The 23,378-nt window shown below is 58.1% G+C and carries 15 protein-coding genes; 5 read left to right on the top strand and 10 right to left on the bottom strand.

Features of this window, described 5'->3' with window-relative positions; all coding sequences use genetic code 11:
• Positions 1 to 65 precede the first annotated feature (65 nt).
• Positions 66 to 4,394 carry a YfbK domain-containing protein gene (locus ACFQY0_RS02900; RefSeq protein ID WP_379708904.1) on the bottom strand — a complete coding sequence of 1,443 codons (4,329 nt, stop codon included), beginning with the start codon at positions 4,392 to 4,394 and terminating at the stop codon, positions 66 to 68.
• A gap of 41 nt (positions 4,395 to 4,435) precedes the next feature.
• Positions 4,436 to 4,942: an RNA polymerase sigma factor gene (locus tag ACFQY0_RS02895; protein ID WP_379708902.1), complete on the bottom strand. Its 507-nt coding sequence runs from the start codon at positions 4,940 to 4,942 to the stop codon at positions 4,436 to 4,438.
• Positions 4,943 to 5,196: 254 nt separating this feature from the next.
• Here ACFQY0_RS02895 and tatC point away from each other — a divergent pair, with 254 nt between their 5' ends.
• Together tatC and ACFQY0_RS02885 are read left to right on the top strand one after the other, a co-directional pair.
• The gene (gene tatC / locus ACFQY0_RS02890) at positions 5,197 to 6,495 is read left to right on the top strand and encodes a twin-arginine translocase subunit TatC (protein WP_379708900.1); all 1,299 of its coding nucleotides are present in this window, start codon (positions 5,197 to 5,199) and stop codon (positions 6,493 to 6,495) included.
• Positions 6,496 to 6,599: 104 nt separating this feature from the next.
• Complete coding sequence (locus tag ACFQY0_RS02885; protein WP_379708898.1) at positions 6,600 to 7,475, top strand: YicC/YloC family endoribonuclease; 876 nt, start codon at positions 6,600 to 6,602, stop codon at positions 7,473 to 7,475.
• 59 nt (positions 7,476 to 7,534) lie between these two features.
• Here the strand turns inward: ACFQY0_RS02885 and hemB are convergent, their stop codons facing one another.
• Positions 7,535 to 8,518, bottom strand: a complete 984-nt coding sequence (hemB, locus tag ACFQY0_RS02880; protein WP_379708896.1) for a porphobilinogen synthase — start codon at positions 8,516 to 8,518, stop codon at positions 7,535 to 7,537.
• Between the two features lie 2 nt (positions 8,519 to 8,520).
• Positions 8,521 to 9,909: a cysteine--tRNA ligase gene (gene cysS / locus ACFQY0_RS02875; RefSeq protein ID WP_379708894.1), complete on the bottom strand. Its 1,389-nt coding sequence runs from the start codon at positions 9,907 to 9,909 to the stop codon at positions 8,521 to 8,523.
• A 190-nt stretch (positions 9,910 to 10,099) separates the two neighbouring features.
• On the opposite strand from cysS, the gene ACFQY0_RS02870 reads away from it, so the two are divergent.
• On the top strand, positions 10,100 to 10,657 hold the full coding sequence (locus ACFQY0_RS02870) for a hypothetical protein (protein WP_379708892.1): 558 nt from the start codon (positions 10,100 to 10,102) through the stop codon (positions 10,655 to 10,657).
• Here the strand turns inward: ACFQY0_RS02870 and ACFQY0_RS02865 are convergent.
• The 6 genes from ACFQY0_RS02865 to ACFQY0_RS02840 form a co-directional block, all read right to left on the bottom strand.
• Positions 10,651 to 11,361: a hypothetical protein gene (locus ACFQY0_RS02865; RefSeq protein ID WP_379708890.1), complete on the bottom strand. Its 711-nt coding sequence runs from the start codon at positions 11,359 to 11,361 to the stop codon at positions 10,651 to 10,653. The genes ACFQY0_RS02870 and ACFQY0_RS02865 overlap by 7 nt on opposite strands.
• A gap of 147 nt (positions 11,362 to 11,508) precedes the next feature.
• Positions 11,509 to 12,066 carry a prepilin-type N-terminal cleavage/methylation domain-containing protein gene (locus tag ACFQY0_RS02860; protein ID WP_379708888.1) on the bottom strand — a complete coding sequence of 186 codons (558 nt, stop codon included), beginning with the start codon at positions 12,064 to 12,066 and terminating at the stop codon, positions 11,509 to 11,511.
• Between the two features lie 49 nt (positions 12,067 to 12,115).
• Complete coding sequence (locus ACFQY0_RS02855) at positions 12,116 to 13,408, bottom strand: type II secretion system F family protein (RefSeq protein WP_379708886.1); 1,293 nt, start codon at positions 13,406 to 13,408, stop codon at positions 12,116 to 12,118.
• 77 nt (positions 13,409 to 13,485) lie between these two features.
• On the bottom strand, positions 13,486 to 15,162 hold the full coding sequence (locus ACFQY0_RS02850) for a GspE/PulE family protein (RefSeq protein WP_379708884.1): 1,677 nt from the start codon (positions 15,160 to 15,162) through the stop codon (positions 13,486 to 13,488).
• Between the two features lie 27 nt (positions 15,163 to 15,189).
• On the bottom strand, positions 15,190 to 16,842 hold the full coding sequence (locus ACFQY0_RS02845; RefSeq protein ID WP_379708882.1) for a GspE/PulE family protein: 1,653 nt from the start codon (positions 16,840 to 16,842) through the stop codon (positions 15,190 to 15,192).
• A 181-nt stretch (positions 16,843 to 17,023) separates the two neighbouring features.
• Positions 17,024 to 17,854 (bottom strand): ion transporter, encoded by an 831-nt coding sequence (locus ACFQY0_RS02840; protein ID WP_379708880.1) that lies wholly within the window; start codon positions 17,852 to 17,854, stop codon positions 17,024 to 17,026.
• Positions 17,855 to 17,946: 92 nt separating this feature from the next.
• Between ACFQY0_RS02840 and ACFQY0_RS02835 the strand changes: the two genes are divergently transcribed.
• Both ACFQY0_RS02835 and ACFQY0_RS02830 read left to right on the top strand, forming a co-directional pair.
• Positions 17,947 to 21,396 (top strand): translocation/assembly module TamB domain-containing protein, encoded by a 3,450-nt coding sequence (locus ACFQY0_RS02835; RefSeq protein ID WP_379708878.1) that lies wholly within the window; start codon positions 17,947 to 17,949, stop codon positions 21,394 to 21,396.
• Complete coding sequence (locus ACFQY0_RS02830) at positions 21,396 to 23,378, top strand: BamA/OMP85 family outer membrane protein (protein ID WP_379708876.1); 1,983 nt, start codon at positions 21,396 to 21,398, stop codon at positions 23,376 to 23,378. Before ACFQY0_RS02835 ends, ACFQY0_RS02830 begins: the two co-directional genes overlap by 1 nt.

The raw sequence follows: 23,378 nt of genomic DNA, 5'->3' as shown, positions 1-23,378 counted from the left end.
TGGGTGGGGTGATTGTCTTTCTAGAACGCCGCCAATCGCGGCTCTTTTTGTAAACTCCGGGTAACTTAGCGCCTCATCATCCGCTCCAACTGAGCGACGCGCTCGTTGCCATGATACTCCGCCTTCACTCGAGCCATCACGCCGCGCAGCTGCGAGTAATCGACCGCCTCGGCCAATGGCGCACCGCGCAACTTCTCCGCCACGAAGGCCGCAATCCCCGCCAACTGGATGCCGGGCTTCGCCTGATCAAAGGACGGAGCCTGAGGATCGTAGGGAATCGGCCAGCTTTGCTCGACCATTTCTCCGGTCGCCGTATCGCGGAAGCGAATACTCACCTCGCCAACCTCGCCCTGCCCTTCCGGCAAAACCTCAAACTGATAGAGCGCCACACCCGCCTCCTCCGATGCCATCTCCGCCGCATCCACGGCGTCATTGCGGAAGTCCTCCTTCTTCAAGCGATGCTCCTCGAATCCGATCAGCTTGTAGTTCCCGACACGCGACGGATTGAAAACCACCTGGACCTTCACGTTCTCCGCCGCCGGACGGAACGCACCCGCCAACTGCTCCGCAAACCCCTGATCTGCGTCCTCCGCATCATCGACGACATAGTAGCGACCATTGCCATTGCGTGTCAGGCGTTCGAGCAGGCGATCATTCAAGCCATCCGCGCCAAAGCCCGCCGCATCGAAGGCAATTCCCTCATTCCGCAACTGCTCCACCTTGCCATTGAGCGACTCCGGATCCGCATCGCCCAGGTTCGCCGCACCATCCGTAAAGAGCACCACCCGATTCTGCGCACCTTCCTTGAACTGCCGCTTCGCCAGCTCTCCGCCAAGGTTAAGCGCCTCCTCAAGATTCGTGCCGCCTTCTGCTGGAGTCTGCGTCACCAAACCGTTCAAAGTCACCGCATCCTCGCCATCGACCCGATCCGCCAGCAGTCGGGGCTGACGCGAAAAGCCTGCCACGGTGACCGTATCCCCTTCCTTGAGCAGGGAAGTCAGACCTTCGACCGCCCGATTCAATCCCAGCGCCCGGTCCTCGCGCTCCATCGAACCGGAGTTATCGAGCAGAAGTGTTAGATTCAGCGGCTTCGACTGGGCACGGCCCTCCGCGCCTGTCCGAACCGCAATCCGCAACAGATTCCGCTGAGGAAAGGCCGGATGCGCGCACTGCTCCACCGCACAGGCCACCGGCTCATTCGCTGTCGGTGCCGGATCGCCGTAATCAAAGGCATTGTAGAATTCCTCCGGCCTCACGCTTTCCGCCGCCGGCACCTCGCCGCGCTCCATCGCCGCCGCCGCGAGCTTGAACGAAGCATCGCTGACATGCATTGAGAAGGTCGAGAAAGCCTCATCCGCCGCCGAGATCTCAGCCATGGCATCGAGGGTGGCGGAGTTGTCTTTCAGCTCAGGGGAAACGACCTTCGGTTTCAGTTCCTGTTTCGGAATTGGCTCACCGGCTTCGATCGCGGCATCAATCGCGGCCTTCTCCTTGAGTTCATCAACTCGCATTTCAATCTCCTTGAGAAGTCGCTCTGAGGTTTCCAGTTCCGCAGCAGCATCATCAAAGCCATGGAGGCCGATCCCCTGTTGAACTGCCTTCTGCTTCTTGTTCCTTTGAACTTCTTCTGGTGATAAATTCGACTTACCGCGCGCAATGAGTTCCTGATTTCGCAAAATAGTCGTAAGAGTCTTCCGCTTGTCTTCGACGGCATCGCGCTGCTTCTGAAGAGCATCTTCAAGCCCAGCCAAACGACCATCACCGTTGCCAACTTCACGATCCAGCAGGTCCAACTTCAATGCACGGAGCTTCGCCTCGGAGGCTTCAAACTCAGACTTTGCTTCTTCAAACCCATGGATTCCGATTCCTTGCTGAACCGCGTTCTTCTTCAACTCCTCATTCCTCTTGGTGGCAGCCTCCAAGCCATCGCCAGAGTACCCACCTTCACGACCCCCGCCATTATTAAGCCCGCGATAGATCAACTCCTGGTTACGAAGAATCGTCGTCAGAGTCTTCCGCTTGTCTTCCACGGCATCCTCTTGCTTCTGGACCTCATCCCGAAGTCGCGCCAACTCCTGTTGGGATTCATCGCTGACCCGTGGATGCTTCGCAGCTTCGATCACCGACTGCCCGACTCCCTTCTTAAGCCCTTTCAGCCGCTGTTCCGCCGCGCTCAGCGAATCATCAGCAAGTTCCCCAGGGCTCTTTTCGGCCTTATGCGTTTCGGGAGCAATACTTCCATCCAAATCGGCAAAGCGAAACTCATACATGTTCTCGTACCCGACGTGCACCTCACCCTCAAAACCGCCCGCATTCTTCGCGATCACAGGCTCTTCCTCAGGCACGGCCAACTCCCAACTCTTGTCCACCTCCATGAGCAACTCCGCACGCGCTTGATCATAGGACGCACGGTAGTAGTCACTCTTCGCCGCATTTACTCTCTCAAGACCCCGGCGCGCTGCCGTATTGTATGGATCCTTTCGAATCACCTCGGCGTACTGCTTTTCGGCCTCATCGAATTTCCCGAGCTCGAACGCTCCCTCCGCATGATATAAACCACGGCGAACTTCCCCGAGTTTCTCTTCCCCGTTTCCAAGTGCTGCCGCATTCGAGCGAATTGGGTCGTCCAATGCAGCCAAGGCATCCAGCGCATATTGATTCTCCGGATCTCGCTTCTTTGCGGACTCTAGCAACTCGCGCGCTTCGTCATACTGGCCTAGGCGTTTCGCCTCCAAAGATCGTGCCACCTCTGCATCGGCGAGCGATTTCTGGAGAAATATGCGACGTTCATCCAGCAAAGGCGCGTCTGGAAGAATCTCGATGCTCTCTTGATACTTTTGCTGTGCCTCTGCATAGCGACCATTCGCATACGCCTCACGAGCCTCATCCCGCTTTCGGTCGGACTCAACAACCACACTTGCCCGTCGCATGGTTTCGCGCTGGGCCAGACTCGAATAACCTTCGGCGACTTGAGTTGGCTTTGCTTCGGCGACTGTGCCACCACCCACCCTTCCCTCGTCGGCCATCAATCCTAAATCCATCTTAAGTCCCCCATTGATCACAGAACTATCGAGCCCATCAAAAGCTTCGACCATATCCTGACGGTCAACTCCATTTAAAGTGTAAGCGAAACCGAGAGACAAACGATCTGGGTTAGCCAGATAGGGCACCGCAATCGATTCTTCTTCATCGATTCCACCCTGCGAAAAGCCGGTATAGGTTTTGGTCCGGGATGCCCAATTGTTCTCACTCTCCAGGCCCAGATCGGAAGCCCGACCTCCCCACAGCGACTCACTCGACCGACCACTATCGGAATACAATACACCGCCAAGACGAAGATGCTCGCCACTGAATCCATCCATGTCGATCAAGCCTCCTGCATGGACTCTAGTAACAAATTCCGCTCCTGTTGCATCAAGCGGACGATCGCCCCGTTCCATCCACAAGCTGCTATCCGAGTCAGCCTCGTGCGCTTGCTTCTTCCCCTCTCCTGCGAAGAGATGACCGAGAGCGGGAAGGCTTTCCATTTCGGGCACCGAGGACGGAGTTTCTCCGAGATCATCGATTAATTCCGTCCGTAGCACCCGGGATCGATTTGAATCCTTTCCGGCTTGCACCTGTGATTCGTTCTTCGCCAACTCCTCACGAATCAGGCTTTCGCTTTTGAGCCTGACTTCTTTCCCATCCCCAGACATCCCGGCAGCCCCTGATTCAGAAAATGGATCGCCTGTCTGAGCACCGGCCAAATCCGAATCATTTCCGAAGGGCTGGTCAACAGGCACATCCGTGAAGTCCACAAGGGCACTCGCAGGCTTGGATGCAGGCAAGCGCGAGGGAGTTGCAGGAGTCACGGGTGAGCCGCTACGCTCATTCGATGTATAGCCGACAATCGAATCTTGTAAATCCGGCGGCTCATAGTCAGTCGGATAGTTGAAATTTCTAATAACATCCCCATCCGCCGGAGCGCTCGGTGCCATGTAGCTCACGATCGTTTTGCTCTCGCTCAGCACCGGTGCACGTTTCAGCAGCAGGGGCAGCGCCATCAAGGTGGCCATCACGCAGGCCGCGAACGCCAGCAAGATTCGCCGCCCAGTGAAGCGTCGCTTCTCCAATCGAACCACCGGTTCCACGCCTAACAGGTCCACCACCTTGCGACGCTTTACATCCGGCAACTTCCATTCTTCCTCCTCAACCAACTTCCCATCCGCTTCGATCAGTCGGTGCACCTCGCGCATCCGCTCCGCGAAACGATTCAAGTCCGCGTCATTCGCACAACGTTCCTCCAGCTCCGCCGCCTCGAAGGCCGAGGCCTCACCGAGCACCCAGGCCACGATGCGCGCCTCAAGCGCCTCGTCGCCGAGTGCCTCAAGGGGTTTGCGTGGTTCGTCTTTCATGGCAGTCTTGTTTAAAAATTGGAAAATTGATCATTGGAACTTCAACCCTCGGCACTCTCGATCCCCATTCGCCGGAGACTGTCCGCCATCCCTTTCAACAGGTGATGCAGCTTGTAGCCGACGTTTCCGACCGAGAGTCCGGTCTCTTTGCTGATCTGCTCGTATTTCAGATCCTGGTGGTATTTGAGATGGATCAGTCGGCGGTCACCGTCGTCGAGCTCGGCCAGCAGAAGTCGGACGGCGCCCGCGGCCTCGAGTCTCTCCAATGGACTCCCGGAGCCGCCGGCGGCATCCCACTCGGGAGGTTCGTCGGTCAGTGTTTCGCGTTTGTGATCGCGTAAATGGTTGAGCGCCAGATTCCGCACCGTCCGGTAGAGCCAGGCGCGGGCGTTGTTCACCTCGTCCCAGTGACCGTGCAGTCGGAGAAATGCCTCCTGCACGATGTCTTCGGCCGTCTCCCGCTGCCGCAGCATCCCGCAGGCGAAGCGCAGCAGAGGGCCTTCTTCGGCCTCGAAGATTTGCCTGAGTGTCGGTTTCTCCTCAGTCATCGGGCCAAAAGTCAGCACCTCAGCCTTCTCAGACCGGGAATCGGTCAAGCTGGAGGCAGGTTCCATGGAGTGCGGGGATCATTGCGTTCATACCTAACGACACGGCTCAGGGGAAATCCTTGGATCATTTTCTGTCAAACTCCCCTCTCAGCTGCCATTGGCGCCGATTTCCCTGATCGTGACATGAAAAACACCCTTTCCGTATCAGGACTTGCGAAAGATTCCTTCTCCCGCCAAGTATCCGCCCCCGTCCGATGTATTTGCTCAAAAAGGTCTTCCAACTCCGGGATAAGGCGAATCCCGATATGGAGAAGCCTTTCCTCGAACATCTCGAGGATCTGAGGGTCATGATCACTCGCGTGGTGCTGACCTTGATCATCGCCATGGCGGCCTGCTTCGCCTTCCAGAAGCACGTCATGGATGTCCTGCGGGCCCCTGTGGAGCAGGTCTGGGAGGTCAAAACCGCGGAAAAACTCCCCACCACCTTCACCGTCGCCGACTGGGAGAAGGCCAAGGAACTCGAACGCGCCGCCCTCGCCCTCAGCGATGCCGAACGCGAGGCTTTCCTCCAACAGATCGATGAGGGCGCCAAGTTCAACGTCGAATGCGTGCGGCTCGTCCGCGCTGCCAAAAAACTCGAGGGTGAAAACCTCAGCGCTTTCCTCGACGCCACGACTTCCGGCGACGAACTCCTGCGCGAGCAGGTTGACGCCCTGTTAGCCACAGGGGCCAACCCCGAGGCAAGCGGTGGACGCGAGCTCAACGACCTGTCGACGCTGCAACCGACGGAAGGCTTCATGCTTTCGATGAAGCTCGCCTTTTTCTCCGGCATCATCGTTTCGTTCCCGCTGCTGCTCCTCTTCACCCTGCAGTTCGTTCTTCCCGGCCTGCACGATAGCGAAAAGAAGATGCTCTGGCCTGCCATGGCTGTCGGCTTCGGGCTATTCCTTGCCGGGGTGCTCTTTGCCTACTTCGTCGTGCTTCCCAGAGCGCTGGTCTTCTTTGCTTCCTGGGATGAAGGCCTCGGCGTCGCCAGTGATTGGCGGATCGGGTGGTACATCAGCTTCGCCACCCAGTTCACGCTGCTCTTCGGATTATCCTTCGAGCTTCCTGTGGTCGTCATGGTTTTCGTCAAACTCGGCTTGCTGAGCTACGAAATGATGAACCGCACCCGTTCGTACGCGATTCTGGCCATCGTGGTCCTCGCTGCGATCATCACCCCGACTTCCGACATCCTCACCCTCTCCCTCATGGCCGTGCCGATGTATGTGCTCTACGAGGCCTGCATCTGGCTTGCTTACTTCGATGAGAAGAAGAAACGCCGCGAGCAGGAGGAGGATGACAAGAAGCACCTTTCCAAGCTTCTTGCAGATGAGGATGAAGATCATCCGCTCAGTGACTCCGGCGACTCTGAAGACGATCACTACGACCATGACGATCACGAGCTCGATCCTCATGAGACGGAAGAAGGCGAGGAAGAGGACAGCGGCGATGATCACCGTCCGTGGGACGAGTACTACGACGACCCCGATCGGCATCGGCGGGACGACTGAGCTGGCACGGATTTCTCCTGGATCTCCTTCTTAGTTCGACTCAGCCCATCATTCCCGGAAATTTCCGGTTGGTTTCACTGACTTCGAGGGGCTTGAATGCGCCCATGCATTCCATGACTGGCTTCGGCCGAGGATCCGCCACCACCGAGCTCGGCACCGCCACCATTGAGATCGCCTGCGTCAATCGCAAGCAGGCTGAAGTCGTCGTCCAAGCGGGCCGCGACCTCGCCACGATTGAAGGCCGCATCCGCAAGAACGTGCTTGAGAAAGTCTCGCGTGGCCGCATCCAGGTTTCCATCCAGATTGATCGGCCTGCCGGGTCGGGATCAAAGGTCCAGGTCGATGAAGCTCTCGCCGAAGCCCTTGAGTCCGCCTTCAAGAGCATCTCGGCGCGCATCGGACGTCAGGTCGAGGCCAGCGCCGCTGACTTCATGCGCAGCCCGGGGGTGATCACTTTTGACGAGAGCGGCATCGACCCTGAAGCCGCCTGGCTCGTCATCGAGCCTGCTCTCGAGGCCGCCCTGGCTCAGGTTCTCGAGACCCGTGCGGCCGAAGGCTCCGATCTTGCCAAGGACCTCAGCGCTCGACTCGACACCCTCGAGCACATCAAGAACCGCATCGCCGCGCTGGCACCGATGCGTCCCCAGCACTACCGCGAAACCCTTTTCAAGCGTCTCCGGGATGCGGGACTCGAACTCGACCTCGATGATGAGCGGGTCGTGCGTGAGATCGGGCTGTTCGCTGACCGTTGCGACATCTCCGAGGAAACCACCCGACTCGACTCGCACATCCGGCGCTTCCGGGAGTATCTGTCAGGGAGCGAGCCTGCCGGCCGCTCACTCGATTTCCTCTGTCAGGAAATCCACCGCGAGTTCAATACCATCGGCTCGAAAGCATCCGATGCCGATATCGCCCAGAACGTCGTCACCGCGAAGACCGAGCTCGAAAAAATCCGCGAGCAGGTTCAGAACATCGAGTGAGCCGGGGAAAGCGGATTTGAATCCCGCCTCTAGATCCGCGGCTTACAAAGTCGCTTTCCCTATTCCCGCAACCACTCCGCCGCACGTTTGGCGTAATAGGTCAGAATCATGTTCGCTCCGGCGCGTTTGATGCCCATCAGCGATTCCAGCGCCACCGCCCTGCCATCGATCCAGCCGGAGGCGGCTGCGGACTCGATCATGAGATACTCACCGCTGACCTGATAGGCAGCTACGGGAAGCACCGTACTTTCGCGAACCCTGGCGATCACATCGAGATAGGGACCCGCAGGTTTCACCATCACCATGTCGGCCCCCTCTCCCTCATCCAGCCCGACTTCCCGAAGCGCCTCTCCGACATTCGCCGGATCCATCTGATAGGTTTTCTTGTCGCCTGCTTTCGGAGCGGAATCGAGCGCTCCCCGGAACGGGCCATAGAAGGCCGAGGCGTATTTCGCCGAATAGCTGAGGATTGAAACCTTTTCGTATCCGGAATCGTCCAGTTCCCCACGAATCGCGGCCACCCGGCCATCCATCATGTCGCTGGGAGAAACCACATCGGCACCGGCTTCAGCGTGGCAGAGCGCCTGCTGGCAAAGCGCCATGACGGTTTCATCATTGAGGATCTCGAGACTGCCGTCCTCCTGCTCTTCCACCAGTCCATCGTGACCTGCGGAGTTGTAGGGATCGAGCGCCACGTCGGTGATCACGCAAAGAGCGGGATGCGCCTCCTTCAGTGCCCGCACCGCAGTCGGCACCAGACCATCAGGATTCCATGCCTCCTCCGCACCGGGTGTCTTGAGCTTCTCACTAACAGCCGGAAACAGCACCACCGCCGGGACTCCCAGCGCATGGGCTTCGCCAGCCTCCTTGAGCAATCCTTCAAGCGACCAGCGCTTGCAACCGGGCATCGAGGCGATGTCCTGATCCTCGGTCCCCTCGTGAATGAAGAGCGGATAAATGAAATCCGAAGCCGAGAGGCTCGTCTCGGCGACCAGAGCCCGGATGGCGGGTGACTTGCGGTTGCGGCGCGGTCGAATGTGCATGATCAGCTTGGCTTGAGTTCGTAACCTTCGGGCGCATCCTTCACCGTCCAGCCGAGTTCGGCAAGCCGGTCGCGCAGTTCGTCCGACTTCGCCCACTCCTTGGCCGAGCGAGCGGCCCAACGTTCGTCAGCAAGCGCCTTGATGTCGGCCGGCACCTCGCTCGCCGCCGCTTCCTCCGGAAGCTTCAAGCCAAGCGCACGGAGCACCCGATTCAGCCCCGCCAATGCCTTGGCTGCCTCCTCGCCCTCCAAATTCGAACACTCGCGAAGACCGGTGAATATCCCACCAAGGCATCCCGGCGTGTTGAGATCGTCGTTGAGCGAATCCCATGCCGATTGGAATGGACCGAAGCCCACCTCACCGAGCACGTGACCCTCTCCGGCACGCTCCGCCAGCCCCCGCGTGGCCTTGGCCAGTTTGGCAAGCGCTTCGCGCGCCGCTGTTAGAGAGTCGAGGGTAAAGTTGAGCTGCTTGCGGTAGTGCGCCCCGATCAGGACGTAGCGCACTTCCATGGCAGTGAAGCCCTTCCCGGCGAGATCCTCGAGGGTGTAGAGGTTTCCAACCGATTTCGACATCTTGCCACCATCGACTAACAGATGGGTGACATGGAACCAGTGAGCCGCGAACTCGCCGCCGCAGGCGCAACGGCTCTGCGCGATCTCGTTCTCGTGATGCGGGAAAACCAGATCCACCCCGCCGGAGTGGAGGTCGAAGTTTTCACCAAGATACTCCTGAATCATCGCCGAGCACTCGAGGTGCCAGCCTGGACGCCCCTCACCCCATGGCGATGGCCAGAAGTTCTCGCCGTCCTCGGGGCGACGCGCCTTCCACAGCACGAAATCAGCGAGACTGTCCTTCTCATACTCGTCGGCATTGGCTCGCGACTCTTGCGTCTTGCCGAGGGAAAGCTCCCGCGTGTCGAGACGGCTCAGCTTTCCGTAGTCGGGGAAAGACGAAATCTTGAAGTAGACGGAGCCGTCGTCCGAAACGTAAGCGTGCCCCTTTTCCACCAGCTTCTCGATCATGGAGACCTGCTGCGGAATGTGATCCACCGCGCCGGGCTCCACATGGGGCGCAAGGCAGTTCAGCGACTCACAGTCGGCATGAAAGCGATCCCGCCAGTGGGCTGTGAACTCCGCCAGCGGCTTCCCGGCTGCCTGCGAATCACGGATCGTCTTGTCATCGACATCCGTGATGTTCCGGACGTGGAAGGAACGCAGACCACCTGTCTCGATCGTGCGGCGAAACACGTCCTGCAGGACAAAGGTCCGGAAGTTCCCGATGTGAGCCGGGCCATAGACCGTCGGGCCGCAGCAGTAGAACCGAAAGGTCGAGCCATCGACCGGCTTGAGATCGCAATTTTGCCGTGAAAGGGTGTCGAAGAGACGCATCAGCGCTCTAGTAGCCGCCCCGGACGGGGATTTCAACCGTGACGACGCTTCAATCTTCCTCCCTCCTCCCAAGTCCCCCATCGGGAAATCGAAGCTCACGCAGAGCTAGGGGCTTAAACAATGATCACCAAATCTCAAGAACCAGACTTGCTGGTGGCGCGAGATCCCTGCTCGTGCTTACTTTCCCGACGTGAGCAGCAAGCGTGCCTCAATTCTTTCCGACCCGCGGACCAAACAGTTGTTCGTGGGCATTGCCGCGATCTTTCTGGTGTGCGGGATCGTGGGTTTCATCTGGTGGGGCGGCACGCTCCCGGGCTTCGTTGGCGAGTGGTTTGCCATGGTGCTCGGCATCATCACGACGCCCTTCCTGATGGAAGCCAGCTTCATCGTGCTCGGGCTGCTCATCGTGGTGGCTCTCAACTACTGGCGACTTCATCGGGATGGCGACGAGCTCGTCTACCTCGATCAAGTCGAAGGCGTGGGCAGCGACAAGCTGCCCGTTGGGGAACGCTGGGCGATCTATGGTGGGCAGGCCCCAAAAGGGGAAAGTCCTTCCCTGCTCGACCAGGCCGAGGGTGCCATGGAGATTGGCGACCACGATGCGGCCATCGAAGCCCTTGCTGCGATGGATGATGCGGAACGCGAGTCACCGGCCGTCCTGAAACTCAGGCTCACCCTCGCCCGTGCGACGGGAAAGGATGAGCTGGCAAAACGACTCGAGGCAAAGCTCGCGGAGTCCGCTCACTGACGCTTCGAAGCTTCCTCAAGGAAGATCTCGGCGAGGCGAAAGCTACGTCGACCGATCTCCTTCGCATCCTGATCGCTGACCAGAGCCAGGCCTTCCTCGCTGACTTCCGAAAGGAAGATTTTCCAGGCCTTTCTTTCGACCTGATCTGAATCGAGGGAAACTCGTGGGCCCGAGCGCTGTTGCGGACGGTTGTCATTGCCGCCGCCATCGTTTCCGCTGGAGCCTTCATCGCCGTCGGCGCTCTGGCCTTTGCGGCGACGTCGACGCCGCTTCTTGCCCTGGGCGTCCGAAGCGGGAGGTTCCACGATCGTAGCGACCTGGTCGGGTACTTCATCGCTGGAAGAAGTCTCGGCTGGTGGGTTCTGCCTTTTCGAAGAGATCCGGCGGATGGAAGGATTTTCGGTGGGAGTTTCGCCTTCCTCACGCGGAGGACGGGCATCGGGAGCAGGAGTTTCCTTACGCTCAGGCTTCTCCTGCGCGGCAGGCTTCTCCTGCATGGCGGGTTTTTCCTGCTCCGAGGCTTTCTCCGGCACGGTGGGTTTTTCCTGAGCGACCGGTGCCGAAGCTTCGTCGCTTTTGGGTTCACTGGCTGCCTTCTCCACGACCTTGGCTTCGGGAGCCTTGCTGCGTTTTTTGGCCGCTTTCTTCTTGGGTGTTGGGTCCTCAGGTTGGGTCTCAACCGTCTCAGGGGATTCTTCGCTCATCTGGAAAGAGCAAGACCGTTCAAATCACCCACGTCGAGCGGATTTCCAAACAAGTTTGGCTCTGCTGACAAAACTCGACCGCCTGCCAACGAAAAATGGCCCGCCGGGATGGCGGGCCATTTGAAATAAATCAGCGGAATTTGGAGATTACCAGAGACGGATGTCGTCGCGGTTCAGCTCGTCGTCAGGATCGTAATCGCCCTTTGACCCGGTCTTGGTCTGACCATCCGGACCACATGACCAGATGTCGAAACCAGGATTGGATGCATAGACGCGCACGGTTCCATTCGAAAGGGTGCGGTTGGTGCGGTAGCGGAAGGGCTCGCCCCAGGGGTCGAGGATCTCATAGTTCCCGGTAGTCCCCGATAGCCAGCCCTGAGTGTCGTTGTCAGGGTTGAGTTCGGCGAGATAGATCTTCGAATTGGCGGTGGTTGGAAACAGAGCTTTCTGAATCTCATCCGTTCCACCCGTGCCGTCATCCCTTGTGTTGGGAGGGTATTCTCCATTCTCGGAGTAGTAGTCCTCAAGCGCGAGCTCAAGCAATCCGAGCTGAACCTTCGCCTGCTCGACCGCCTGCTTCTGGTTCACGTAGCTCATCACACCCATGGTCAATCCCGCGAGGATGACCATGATGCTCACCACCACCAGCAGCTCCATCAGCGTGAAGCCGCGAGCCCGGTTCTTCGTTCCCTTAGATTGTTTCATGGTTTTTTCGAATATTGGTTCTAGTGGATCTTCGGTCTCGGATCGCAAATCATCCGTTAACCGATTGGATCACCTTAATCAATGGTAGGAACAATGCAAATACAACCGATCCCACCACGAGGGCCAGAACCACGATCATAATCGGCTCCAAGATCGAGGTCAGGGCCGTCACGGCGTTATCGACTTCATCGTCATACACGTCCGCAACCTTCAGAAGCATTTCGGGAAGCTGACCGGTTTCCTCACCCACATCGACCATCGAGATGACCATGCCGGGGAACACTCCGGAGGCTTGGAGGGGGGTCACGATCGATTCCCCTTCCTTAACCGCTTCGTGGACCTTCTCGATGGCTCCTGAGATCACCACGTTACCCGCAGTATCCCGGGTGATGTTGAGCGCCTGAAGAATTGGCACACCGGATGTCACCAGGGTGCCGAGGGTCCGTGAGAAACGGGCCACAGCGCTCTTGCGCTGGATGTCGCCGAAGATCGGCAATCTGAGCTTCAAGGTATCGATGGCCTTTCGTCCGCCCTTCGTTTTGCCCCATGAGCTGAAGCCGAGGAAGATCAGCACCGCACCAAGGAAGAACCACACCACGTTCGGAATGATCCACACATCAGCGGAGAGGAAGAACTCGGAGAATCCGAACACGATCTTGGAGATCAGGGGCAGCTCGGCATTGTCCATTTCCGCGAACATCTCTTTGAACTTCGGAACGATGACCAGCATCAGGAAGACAAGGATGGCGACGGCGATGAACATCACGATCACCGGATAGACCATGGCTGAAACAATCTTGTTTTTCAGCTTGTGAGCCTTTTCCTGGTATTCCGCGAGACGCAGAAGCACGACTTCGAGCACACCACCCAGCTCACCGGCCTTGACCATGTTCACGTAGAGCTTGTTGAAGATCTTCGGGTGCTGCGCGAGCGCTTCCGAGAAGGTCGAACCCGATTGCACCGAATCGGCGAGCGCGTTAATCGTGCCGCGAAGGGTCGGGTTCGGCTCCGCCTTGGAAAGCACGGTAAGTCCGCGCAGCAATGGCAGACCAGAGTCAATCAGCGTCGCAAGCTGACGCGTGAAAATCATCAGCACCTTCGGCTTGATGCGACCGCCGGTGACCCCCTTGGGGCTCTTGGGGTCGGCCTTCTTCGCCTTCTTTTTCTTTGCCGACTTTTTGCCGGAGGCCGTGAGCGTTCCTTTGCCAGCTTCCACGACTTGGAGGGGATAGTATCCCTGACTCTTGATCTGGTTGATGGCTTCGGCCTCGCTTGGCGCGTCCACGGTACCGGACATTTGTTCGCCTTTCGCGTCGGCGGCGGTGAATTGAAACTGGGGCATGGGTCTGATTTTTTAGAAAGTATTGTCTGGAAGATGAAATATGGGGAATCGGCTGGCGACTCGAAAATTCGAAGATTTCAGGTGTACTTGAGGACTTCCTCAATCGTCGTTTTGCCAAGGTAGATATTGCGCAAGCCGTCCTCACGAAGGGTCGTCATGCCATTCTCCATGGCCTTCTGCTTCAGGACCACCGTCGGTGCACGGTCGATGATGAGGTCCCGCACGGGATCGGTGATGTTGAGCAGTTCGTAAAGACCACCCCGGCCCTTGTAACCGCTGTTTCCGCAGGTTTCGCAACCGGCGCCGGTGAAGAAGTCCTTGTCTCCGAGTTCGTGTGGCGAAACCCCAAGCTGAGTGAGGATCGCTTCGTTCGGTTCGTAGGGTGACTTGCAGTCCTTGCAGATTGTCCGGACAAGACGCTGAGCGAGAACGCCCTCCAGCGAGGCCGCCACAAGGAATGGCTCACAACCCATGTCGACCAGACGGGTCACAGCACCCGGCGCATCGTTGGTGTGAAGCGTGGAGAGCACCAAGTGACCCGTGAGCGATGCCTGGATGGCAATCTGGGCCGTATCCATGTCACGCATCTCCCCCACCATGATCCGGTCGGGGTCCTGACGAAGGAAGGCACGAAGCACCCGCGGGAAGGTCAGGCCGATTGCCTCGTGAACCGGAATCTGAATGATGCCATCGATGTCATACTCAACCGGATCTTCAGCGGTTAGAAGCTTGTGATCGATGGTGTTGATCCGCTTCAGAGCCGCGTAGAGCGTCGTGGTCTTGCCCGCACCCGTGGGTCCGGTTACGATGAAGATGCCGTTGGGCTTTTCGATCGTGTCGGTGATGTATTCGAAAATGTGATCCGGCAGGCCAAGCGCTTCGAGCGAGAGGTTGACCGATGAGCGGTCAAGAATACGAAGCACGACCGACTCCCCGTGGTGGGTCGGCAGCGAGGAAACACGCATGTCGACCTGGCGATCGCCCACCTGCTTCACGATTCGGCCGTCCTGCGGAATCCGGCGCTCGGCAATGTTCATGTTCGCCATCACCTTGACGCGGGAAATGATCGCCATGGAGAGGTGGACCGGCGGCGGAGCCATTTCGTAGAGCGCGCCATCGACACGATAGCGGATCTTGAATTCGGTTTCGAAGGGTTCGAAGTGAATGTCCGAAGCCCGTTCCTTGATCGCCTGATACATCACGAGGTCGACGTAGCGGATGATCGGTGCCGAGTTCGCCTCGTTTTCCAGATCGGCCGCATTGACATCCCCTTCCGGGCCGCCGAATTCGAGTTGGCTGAGAATGTCGTCCATTCCCGCACCATCTCCACCGTATCCTTCGGCGATCTTTTCCTCGACGAGGTAATCGGGGGCCACGGCGAGCACCAACTCGCGGTCCAGCGCGAATCGGAGGTCCTCGAGGGTTTGCGGGTTCATCGGGTCGACAAGCGCGACGTGAAGACCTTCATCTGTTAGATTGATTGGCAGAGCGCCATGCAGTCGGGCGGTTCCCGCAGGAACCAGAGCGAGAAGCTCGGTAGGCGGTGTCCATCCACTGAGGTCGACAAGAGGCGCTCCGAGTTCGGAAGCGACCACGGGCCAGACGTCCTCCTTGCTTTGGATTACCTGGAAGTCGGCGAGGATCTCGGCGACATCCTTGCCGCTGTTTTCTACCTGGCTGAGGATATCCTGACCGAGGGAACGGTCGATCATCCCGCGACTAACGAAAAGGTCTATGAGCTGGTTGCTGTCCATGAAATTGGGTCTTGGGGCAAAAGTGGATCAATCGGCGTCGGACATCGTGACGTGAAGAACTTCCTCGGCGGAAGTCATACCGGTCAGCACCTTGCGGATGCCGTCCTCACGCATCGTGCGCATTCCGAGTTCACGCGCGCGGCGTCTGAGCTGGCTGGAGGTTAGGTTTTCGTTCACCATGTGGCGAACTTCGTCGTCGATCTTGAAGATCTCGAAGATTCCGGCGCGGCCTTTGTAGCCACCGCCACGGCACTTTTCGCAGCCGATCGGGCCGAGGATCGTGCTGCCACTGATGCGGCTCGGATCCAGATTCAGTCCTCTCATCTGCTTCTCCGTCAGCTCCACCGGACCCTTGCAGACCGGGCAGAGTTTTCGCACGAGGCGCTGGGCGAGCACCGCACGGACCGCTGAAGCGATCAGGAACCGTTTGATGCCGATATCGGCCAAACGAGCGACTGCCGAGGGAGCATCGTTGGTGTGAAGCGTGGAAAGCACCAAGTGACCGGTGAGCGCGGCGTTGATCGCGATATTCGCGGTTTCCGCATCACGAATCTCACCAATCATGATGATGTTCGGGGCCTGACGGAGCATCGAGCGGAGGGCCGCGGCGAAGGTCATGCCGACATCGGCCTTCACCATCACCTGGTTGATTCCCGGAAGCTCATACTCAACCGGGTCTTCCACCGTGATGATCTTACGATCCGGACGGTTGATGACGTTAAGGCAGGCGTAAAGCGTGGTCGTTTTACCCGAACCGGTCGGACCGGTCACAAGAATGATACCATCCGGCAGACCGATGAGTTCCTCGAAGGTCTGCTGGTCATCGGAAAGGAAGCCCAACTCGGGAAGTCCGAGCACCAGCGCGGACTTGTCGAGAATACGCATGACGATCGACTCGCCGTGGTTGGATGGGACGGAGGAAACACGGAGGTCGACTTCCTTGGTGCCAGCCTTGACCTGAATCCGGCCGTCCTGAGGGAGGCGCTTCTCGGCAATCGACATCGAGCCACTCATCACCTTGAGACGCGCGACAATCGCCGGCAGAAGCTTCTTCGGATGGTTGGCCACTTCGACGAGCTTGCCATCGATGCGGTAGCGAATGCGGACCGAGGTTTCGAGCGGTTCGATGTGAATATCCGAAACACCCTGTTTCATCGCTTCGGCGAGCATGCCCTGCACGAGTCGGATAATCGGAGCATCGTTGTCACCGGTCTCAACTTCTTCACCGCCTGTGACATCCATGCCACCGGTGTCCTGGCCGAGGCCGTAGAACTGCTGAAGGTGCTCGGTGATGCCACTGTAAGGGGCGCAGACGAAATTCAGTTCCCGGGAGAGAACTGCCGGGAGGCTGTCCATGGCCTCGAAGTCGAAGGGATCGGCGACGGCAATCGTCAGGTAGACGCCATCGTCGGAAATCGGGATCACCTTGTAGCGGCAAGCGATGTCGTTGGGAATCGCTTCAGCAACAGACGGGTCAGGTGGTGTTTGATCGAGACTGATCGCTTCGATTCCCGCATTTGCAGCGAGAACGGCTGCAATCGTGGATTCTGTTAGCTCAGTCTCAGCAATCAGGGACTCAACCACCGATCCCCCACGGGATCGGGCTTGTTCCAACTGTTCCTGAGTCACGGCGCCTGCCTCTACAAGCAGGTCGGCAAGATAATCTTCGTTCGAGAACACGGGTCTTTCGGGCCTTGGGAAATTGACTGGCTGTCCGGAGGAGCACACGTTGCGCCCCCGGCAGTGTCGAACATTGGTCAAGCTCCTCCCCGTTTGTCAACCAGCCGCAGGCCCCATTGGGTCAGCATTTGTGTCACCCACGACATGGTATGCACAAACTGGAGACAATGGAGCACTCAATTCAGTCCAAGGAGCTCCCGCATCGACGACAGTAGCTGGCATCGGGAAGATGCCCGTGGACCCCACATGAGGGGCAGGCCTCCGATGTTGGATTGCCAGCGCTCGCTCCGATCATCTCGGCGGTTACGATTCCGGTGGGTACCGCGAGAATAGCGTAACCCGTCAGAACGAGCAGCGATGTCAGAATCTGCCCCAAAGGGGTGATCGGAGTGATGTCACCAAAACCCAAGGTAGTGACCGTCACAATTGCCCAGTAGACCCCAACGGGAATACTGGTGTATCCCTTGATTTCGCCATCGACCACATGCGAGCCCTCGATCATGTACATCATGGTTCCGGCGATGAGGGTGATCGTCAGGACCGCCGTGAAGAATACCGTGATCTTCGCCCTGCTGGAATAGAGGGCCCCCATCAACACGTCGGCTCCTGCGATATGCCGCGCCATCTTCAGGACCCGGAAGACCCGAAGCAGCCGCAATACCCGCACGACCATCAGCGCGTGCCCCCCGGGGAAGAACAGACCGATAAAACTAGGGAGCACGGAAAGCAGGTCAACCACACCGAAAAATGACCGTGCATATCTCAGAGGCTTGTGCGAGGTCCACAGCCTCACCACGTATTCAAGCGTGAAAATCGCGGTGAAACCCCACTCAACCGCATGCAGGACATCGCCCCACCTCTGGTTGATTGATTTCACACTCTCGAGCATGACGGCCAGAACGCTCAACCCGATGCAACAAAACAGGATCACATCGAACCGGCGACCCTCGGGCGTTTCGGCCTCAAAAATGATTTCGCGTAGTCTCTCGCGATTCTTGCTCCACTCTGCCATCGCCTGAATCTGCCCCGCTCTTAAAAAATCTACAAGCCTTGGCAATCCATGGGTTGCCGTTGTCGGATTCGGGGCTCATGCTCTGTCAGGGAATGGCTGACGAAGAGACGAAGGAGCAAAAGAAAGCAGACAAGGCATCACGCCCTCGCTGGCGGAAGAAGCGCTGGCGTCTGCTGCTCCTTTTCCTCGGATTTCTCATCTGGCTCGATGGACCCGGCTGGCGCTTCATTGGCGAGAAAGTCGCGCACCACTACATTCCGGGACTCCCGGAATCATTCGAACTCAGCGGACGTCTCACCGGCGGGCAAATTGGAATTTCGAGCTTCAGCTTGGGCGACATGGCCGAGTTGGAACTCATCGGACTCGATCAGGCATCGCTGAATTACAAGCTCAGCGAGATCATCAAGGGAAAGCTGGAGAGCATCAAAGTCCGCGGGCTCCACGCATCCGTCGACCTGGCTAAGTCCAAACCCAAGGAGGAAGACGAGGAGAAGCCGCCAACCGACATCGCCAAACTGCTCTCAGACCTCAGGGCTCGGCTCATCCCCATGGAGATCGAGATCATCGATGTCAGCGCCAACATCCATCGAGGCGATGAGCAAATATTCAAGATCGAGCCGACCTCGTTGACTCACCCTCCCGGCAGTCCGCACATCGATCTCGAACTTGGTGAGATGACCATCCTCGGCGATAAAGTGGTCGAAGCCCAATCATCACGGATCGACTGGCAGGAGGACTCGCTTCAGCTGGCCTCACTGAATGTCATGCCCGCCCTGGGCATTCGTGACCTTCTCGCGCGCTTCCATGGAGCCCAGCAGATGAGCTTTGCCACCGGCATCATCGTCGATGGTGTCCGATTTAATGCCGAGTCCGATCTCGTCACCGCGAGTCTCGAGCAAGAGGCATCCTCTCCCTTACTGGTCCACCAGGCGGCGGAGAAACTTGGATTCCCTATTCCCGCAGAAGTTACTCTGGAATCCCTCAAACTCGAGGCCCGCAATCTTTCCGGTGGACTCGAAACCCTTGATGCCGACCTGCAACTCAGCACCAGCGGAGTGAACTACGACGACTGGAGGTCTTCCCGAATGGCGCTCGCCGCAAAGCTGGAGGGCTCAAGTTTGAAAGCCGCTATCAACGGTGAAGCTCTCGGTTCCCCACTGGACCTCAAGGCTGATGTCGACCTCGACCGAGCTGGCGGCATGCTCCCAACACTAGCAGAAGTCGACTTCACCATTCCCAATCTCGAGAAACCGCTCACGCTTGTTAGAGACCGCTTCAAGCCTTCCGAAAATCCCACCCCTCCGCCGGCATCCTCCCTCAAAGGCAATGCCAGTCTGACATTTTCCGAAGGGAAGCCCGACGAGGCCACCAGCACGATCGCGATCGTCTCAAGCGAGGACGCCCCTCCGATCAATATTGAAGCGGCGTGGCAGAACGGAGGAGACGCCGACGCCAACATCCTGATTCCCGGGGTCAACATCGACGGCAGTTTCAGCCCGGAAGCAATGAGCTACACCGGCACCGCCGAGCTGACGGATTTCGATCCGCAGTCCCTCAAGGACTGGCTTGCCCCTTTCGACATCACTCTCCCCACCGGGATGAACGCCAGCTTCACATGGGAAGGCGGCGGGGACATTGAAAACATGTCTCATCACGGCGAGCTGGAACTCAGCTCGTTCGAATGGAAACGCAGCGCCGAGGAGCAAGCGATCAAGGTCTTCGCCAGTGCGAAATATGCCTGGCCCGAAAGCGTCGAACTCGCCCCTTTCAATGTTCAGCAAGCGGCTCAGAAGGTCGAAGGAGAGCTCACCCTGCAGGATCAGGTGGTCGAGCTTCGGAAACTTTCATGGTCGGATGGGGATGACACCCTGCTCAACGGCACCGCCACCATCCCGGTTCCCGAAGATCTCACGGACGTGAAGGCTCTGATGCGCGAAACCCGTCCGATCGATATCAACATCGAAAGCGTCGAGCTCCCTCTCACCAAACTGCACCCCTTCCTACCGGAAGAGACCCGCTTCCGGGACGACAGTCGTGCCAAGCTCAACATCAAGCTGACAGGGAGCATGGCGGAGCCCGTTCTCGATGCTCATCTCACCGCCAGCAATATTGGTCTCACCTCCCAGCCCAACATTCCCGGCATTGCGATCGACCTCAGCACCATCGGCCGTGAAAAAACCCTCAAAATCGAAGGTGACATCACCAGTGCCGAGTATCCGCCGATGAAGATCGACGCGGTGACCAACTGGAGCCCGGAGCAATGGGCCGAAGACCCGGAAGTCATCAAGCAGGCCAAGCTCGATGTCTCGGCCAGGATCTCCGATTTCAACGTCGAGGTTCTCAAGAAATTCGTTCCAGACGCACGCAAGCTCGCTGGCATCATCAACGTGGATCTCGAAGTGACCGGCACCGTTGGCGAACCCAAACCGCTGGGAACCATCACCATGACGGGAGCCGCCTTTGAAATGAAGGACCCCACCCTTCCTCGTTTTAAGGACGGCACCATGAAAATCGTCGCCACTCCTGAAAAGGTCGAGGTGGAGGAACTCGATCTCAGTGTCGCTGGCGGCACCCTGAACATCAGCGGGGCACTCGACCTCGTCGATAACAAGCCATCCAATATCGACGTTTCCATCGTTGGCAAGGAGCTTCCCGCGAGGAGAGACCGGTCGATGATCGTCCGCCTCAACACCAACATCTCGATTAAAGGCCCTTGGGAGACGGCCACCATCGGCGGAAAGATTGGAGTGGTTGACAGCCTGTTTTACAAGGACATCGAAATCCTACCCATTGGGGTTCCTTTCAATTTGCCCTCCGAGCCATCACTTCCAGCGGTCGATGCTCCTGCCGCAACCGAACCCACAGCAGGCGTCCCTGAACCCTTCCGCAACTGGGGCCTCGATCTGGATCTTGTCACGGACAGCCCCTTCCTCATCCGCGGCAACCTGGCGACCGGGCAGGTTTTTCTCGAAGCTCATGTGGGAGGCACGATCGCAAAGCCTCGCCCAAATGGAGGCGCCACGATTGTGAAAACCAAGGCCAACCTGCCCTTCAGCACACTTCATATTAACAAAGGCACCGTGGAGTTCCGGCCGGATGCCCCCTTTGATCCCATCCTGAATATCCGTGGAGAATCGACGATCCGGCCCTACGAAATTGAAGTCTACATCTACGGACCGATCTCGAATCCCAAGGTGCTCCCGACTTCGAACCCGCCCTTGCCGGACACCGAAATCATGACACTGGTGGCCACTGGCACCACCACCAGCGGATTTGCTGATCCCGAAGCCGCCACGGCAAGAGCCATGCAACTGCTCATTGAGGAGCTTCGACATGGACGGATTAAATACCTGAGGGGCCTCGGGCCTGTCTTGAAAGTCGTCGAGAAGGTTGATTTCCAAGTCGGAGAAAAGGACCCTTACACCAGCACCAAATACAACTCGGCGACCATCAATCTCGATGACAACTGGCTCATCCGGGCCGGAATCAGTGACGAGGGAAATACTCGCACCACCCTTATTTACCTCTTCCGTTTCCGCTGATGCGTTTTTTATCAACATGCCTTCTGTTCATCGCATCGAGCATCCCGATGTATGGCAAGACGGAGCTTCGATTCGAGGGGATGAAGTCGATTTCCAAGTCCGACATCGAGCGGCTGATCGGCGGCCGCTTTGAGCACATCAAGGCACAGCCAGCATCTCCCGCCCGCGCATCCGACAGCGCGTTCATGATCGAGCAACTCTTTCGCAAGAACGGCTTCAACGACGCTTCGGTCTCATGGCGAATCCTGAGCCCCTCCCTCATCAGGCTCCGGATCGATGAAGGACCACGAGACACGCTCGGATCGATCGACATCGAAGGTGAACTGGATGAAGAGCTGCGCGAGAAGCTCAAAAAGCTCTTCGAGCTCAATCCGATGAAGCGTCAGATCTCGTCATCCGGAGAACCCCCCTTTCGTGAGTCTGATATCGATGACGGCATCCACCTGATCAAAGCCGAACTCCAGAGTCAGGGCTATTGGAATCCCACGGTCACCGTCAAGGACCGCAAGACCAACAAAATTTCGAGTGCGACCCACATCCTCCTCCACATCGACACCGGGAAGCTTTACCGCATCGCCACTCCGACCTTCTCAGGTGAACAAGCCAGCGGAACCAAGAATGCCGTCGCCCCCTTCATCAACCAGACGGCCGACACTGCCAACATCAATAGCGTGCGGCTTGCCGTCACCGAATATTACCGGAGCAAGGGTTTCGTCAATGCCACCATCAATATGTCGCTCGAAACCCAGAACGGATACGTGCGACCCCTTTTCACCATCGTGGAGGGCAAGCGCTTCCGCCTAGGAAATGTCGCTTTTGATGGACTGGAGAAAACCAATCCCGAACGCATCCGCAAACGCATCGAACCCCTGCGCAACGCCTACCTCGATGGCAACCTCGTCGACAAGCGGACCCGACAACTGATTGCGACCGGGGCTTTCTCTTCCGTTCAGATCGAAACCGAGGAGGCAGGCGGCGACCGCCTGGACGCAACGCTCCATTTTGAAGAAACCGATGCGCGGGGAATATCCTTAACCGCCGGCTTCGGGACCTACGAAGGATCCATCTTGGGAGCCTCGTTCTATGACCGGAATTTTGGAGGAGAGTTAAGGAATTTCTCCGCTGGATTCGAGATCACCCAGCGCTCGTTGCTCGGTGACGTTTCTCTAACCGATCCATGGCTCTGGGGAACCGATGCCAAGGGAACCATCCGACTTTACTCGCTGAGTCGCGGAAATGAAGGTTATGACAACTGGACGACGGGTCTGGAGGGGAGCGTCAGCTACCCGCTCTCGGATCACTATTCCCTCCAGGCTTCACTGGGCACCGCCCTGGCCCGCACCACGACCGATGGCTTGCCCGTCGCCCGACTTGGTGAAACGGAATACAACAACAATTACCTCACCTTCAGTCAGCTGATCGATTACCGGGACAGCGCGGTCCTCCCCACCGAGGGATGGTACTTCGAGAGCCCCCTGACCGTTGGAATCGCAGCGGGAGAGGAATCCACCAGTTACTTTGGTGCTGGCTTCCAAAGCTCCTACTACAAGCCAATTGGCAAGGTTGGCCAGCTCGCCCTTGGTGCCCGGGCCGAGGTCATCGTGCCATCGGGCGATCAACTCCCCATTGACCTCCGTCTCTTCAATGGTGGACCCCGCAGCGTCCGAAGCTATCCGGAACGCGAACTTGGCCCCCATGACCGGAGCGGCTATCCGGTGGGTGGCGAAGCATCCTGGGTCGCCAATGTCGAATACATCCATCCTGTTGCGGGTGCCCTCAAGGGCGTTGCCTTCCTCGATTTCGGTGGTCTTTCCTCCGATTGGCAGGATTTCGGAATGAACGAAATCGATATCGCTCTCGGCCTCGGTATCCGCTTTGATCTCCCCATCGGACCGGTGCGACTCGAGTACGGACACAACATGACCCAGGACCCAGGCGAACCCAGCGGGACCTGGCACTTCGCCATTGGCACCACTTTTTGA

It is taken from the genome of Haloferula chungangensis (assembly GCF_042664875.1).
GTDB lineage: Bacteria > Verrucomicrobiota > Verrucomicrobiia > Verrucomicrobiales > Akkermansiaceae > Haloferula > Haloferula chungangensis.
This window is presented reverse-complemented; position numbering and strand designations above follow the sequence as displayed.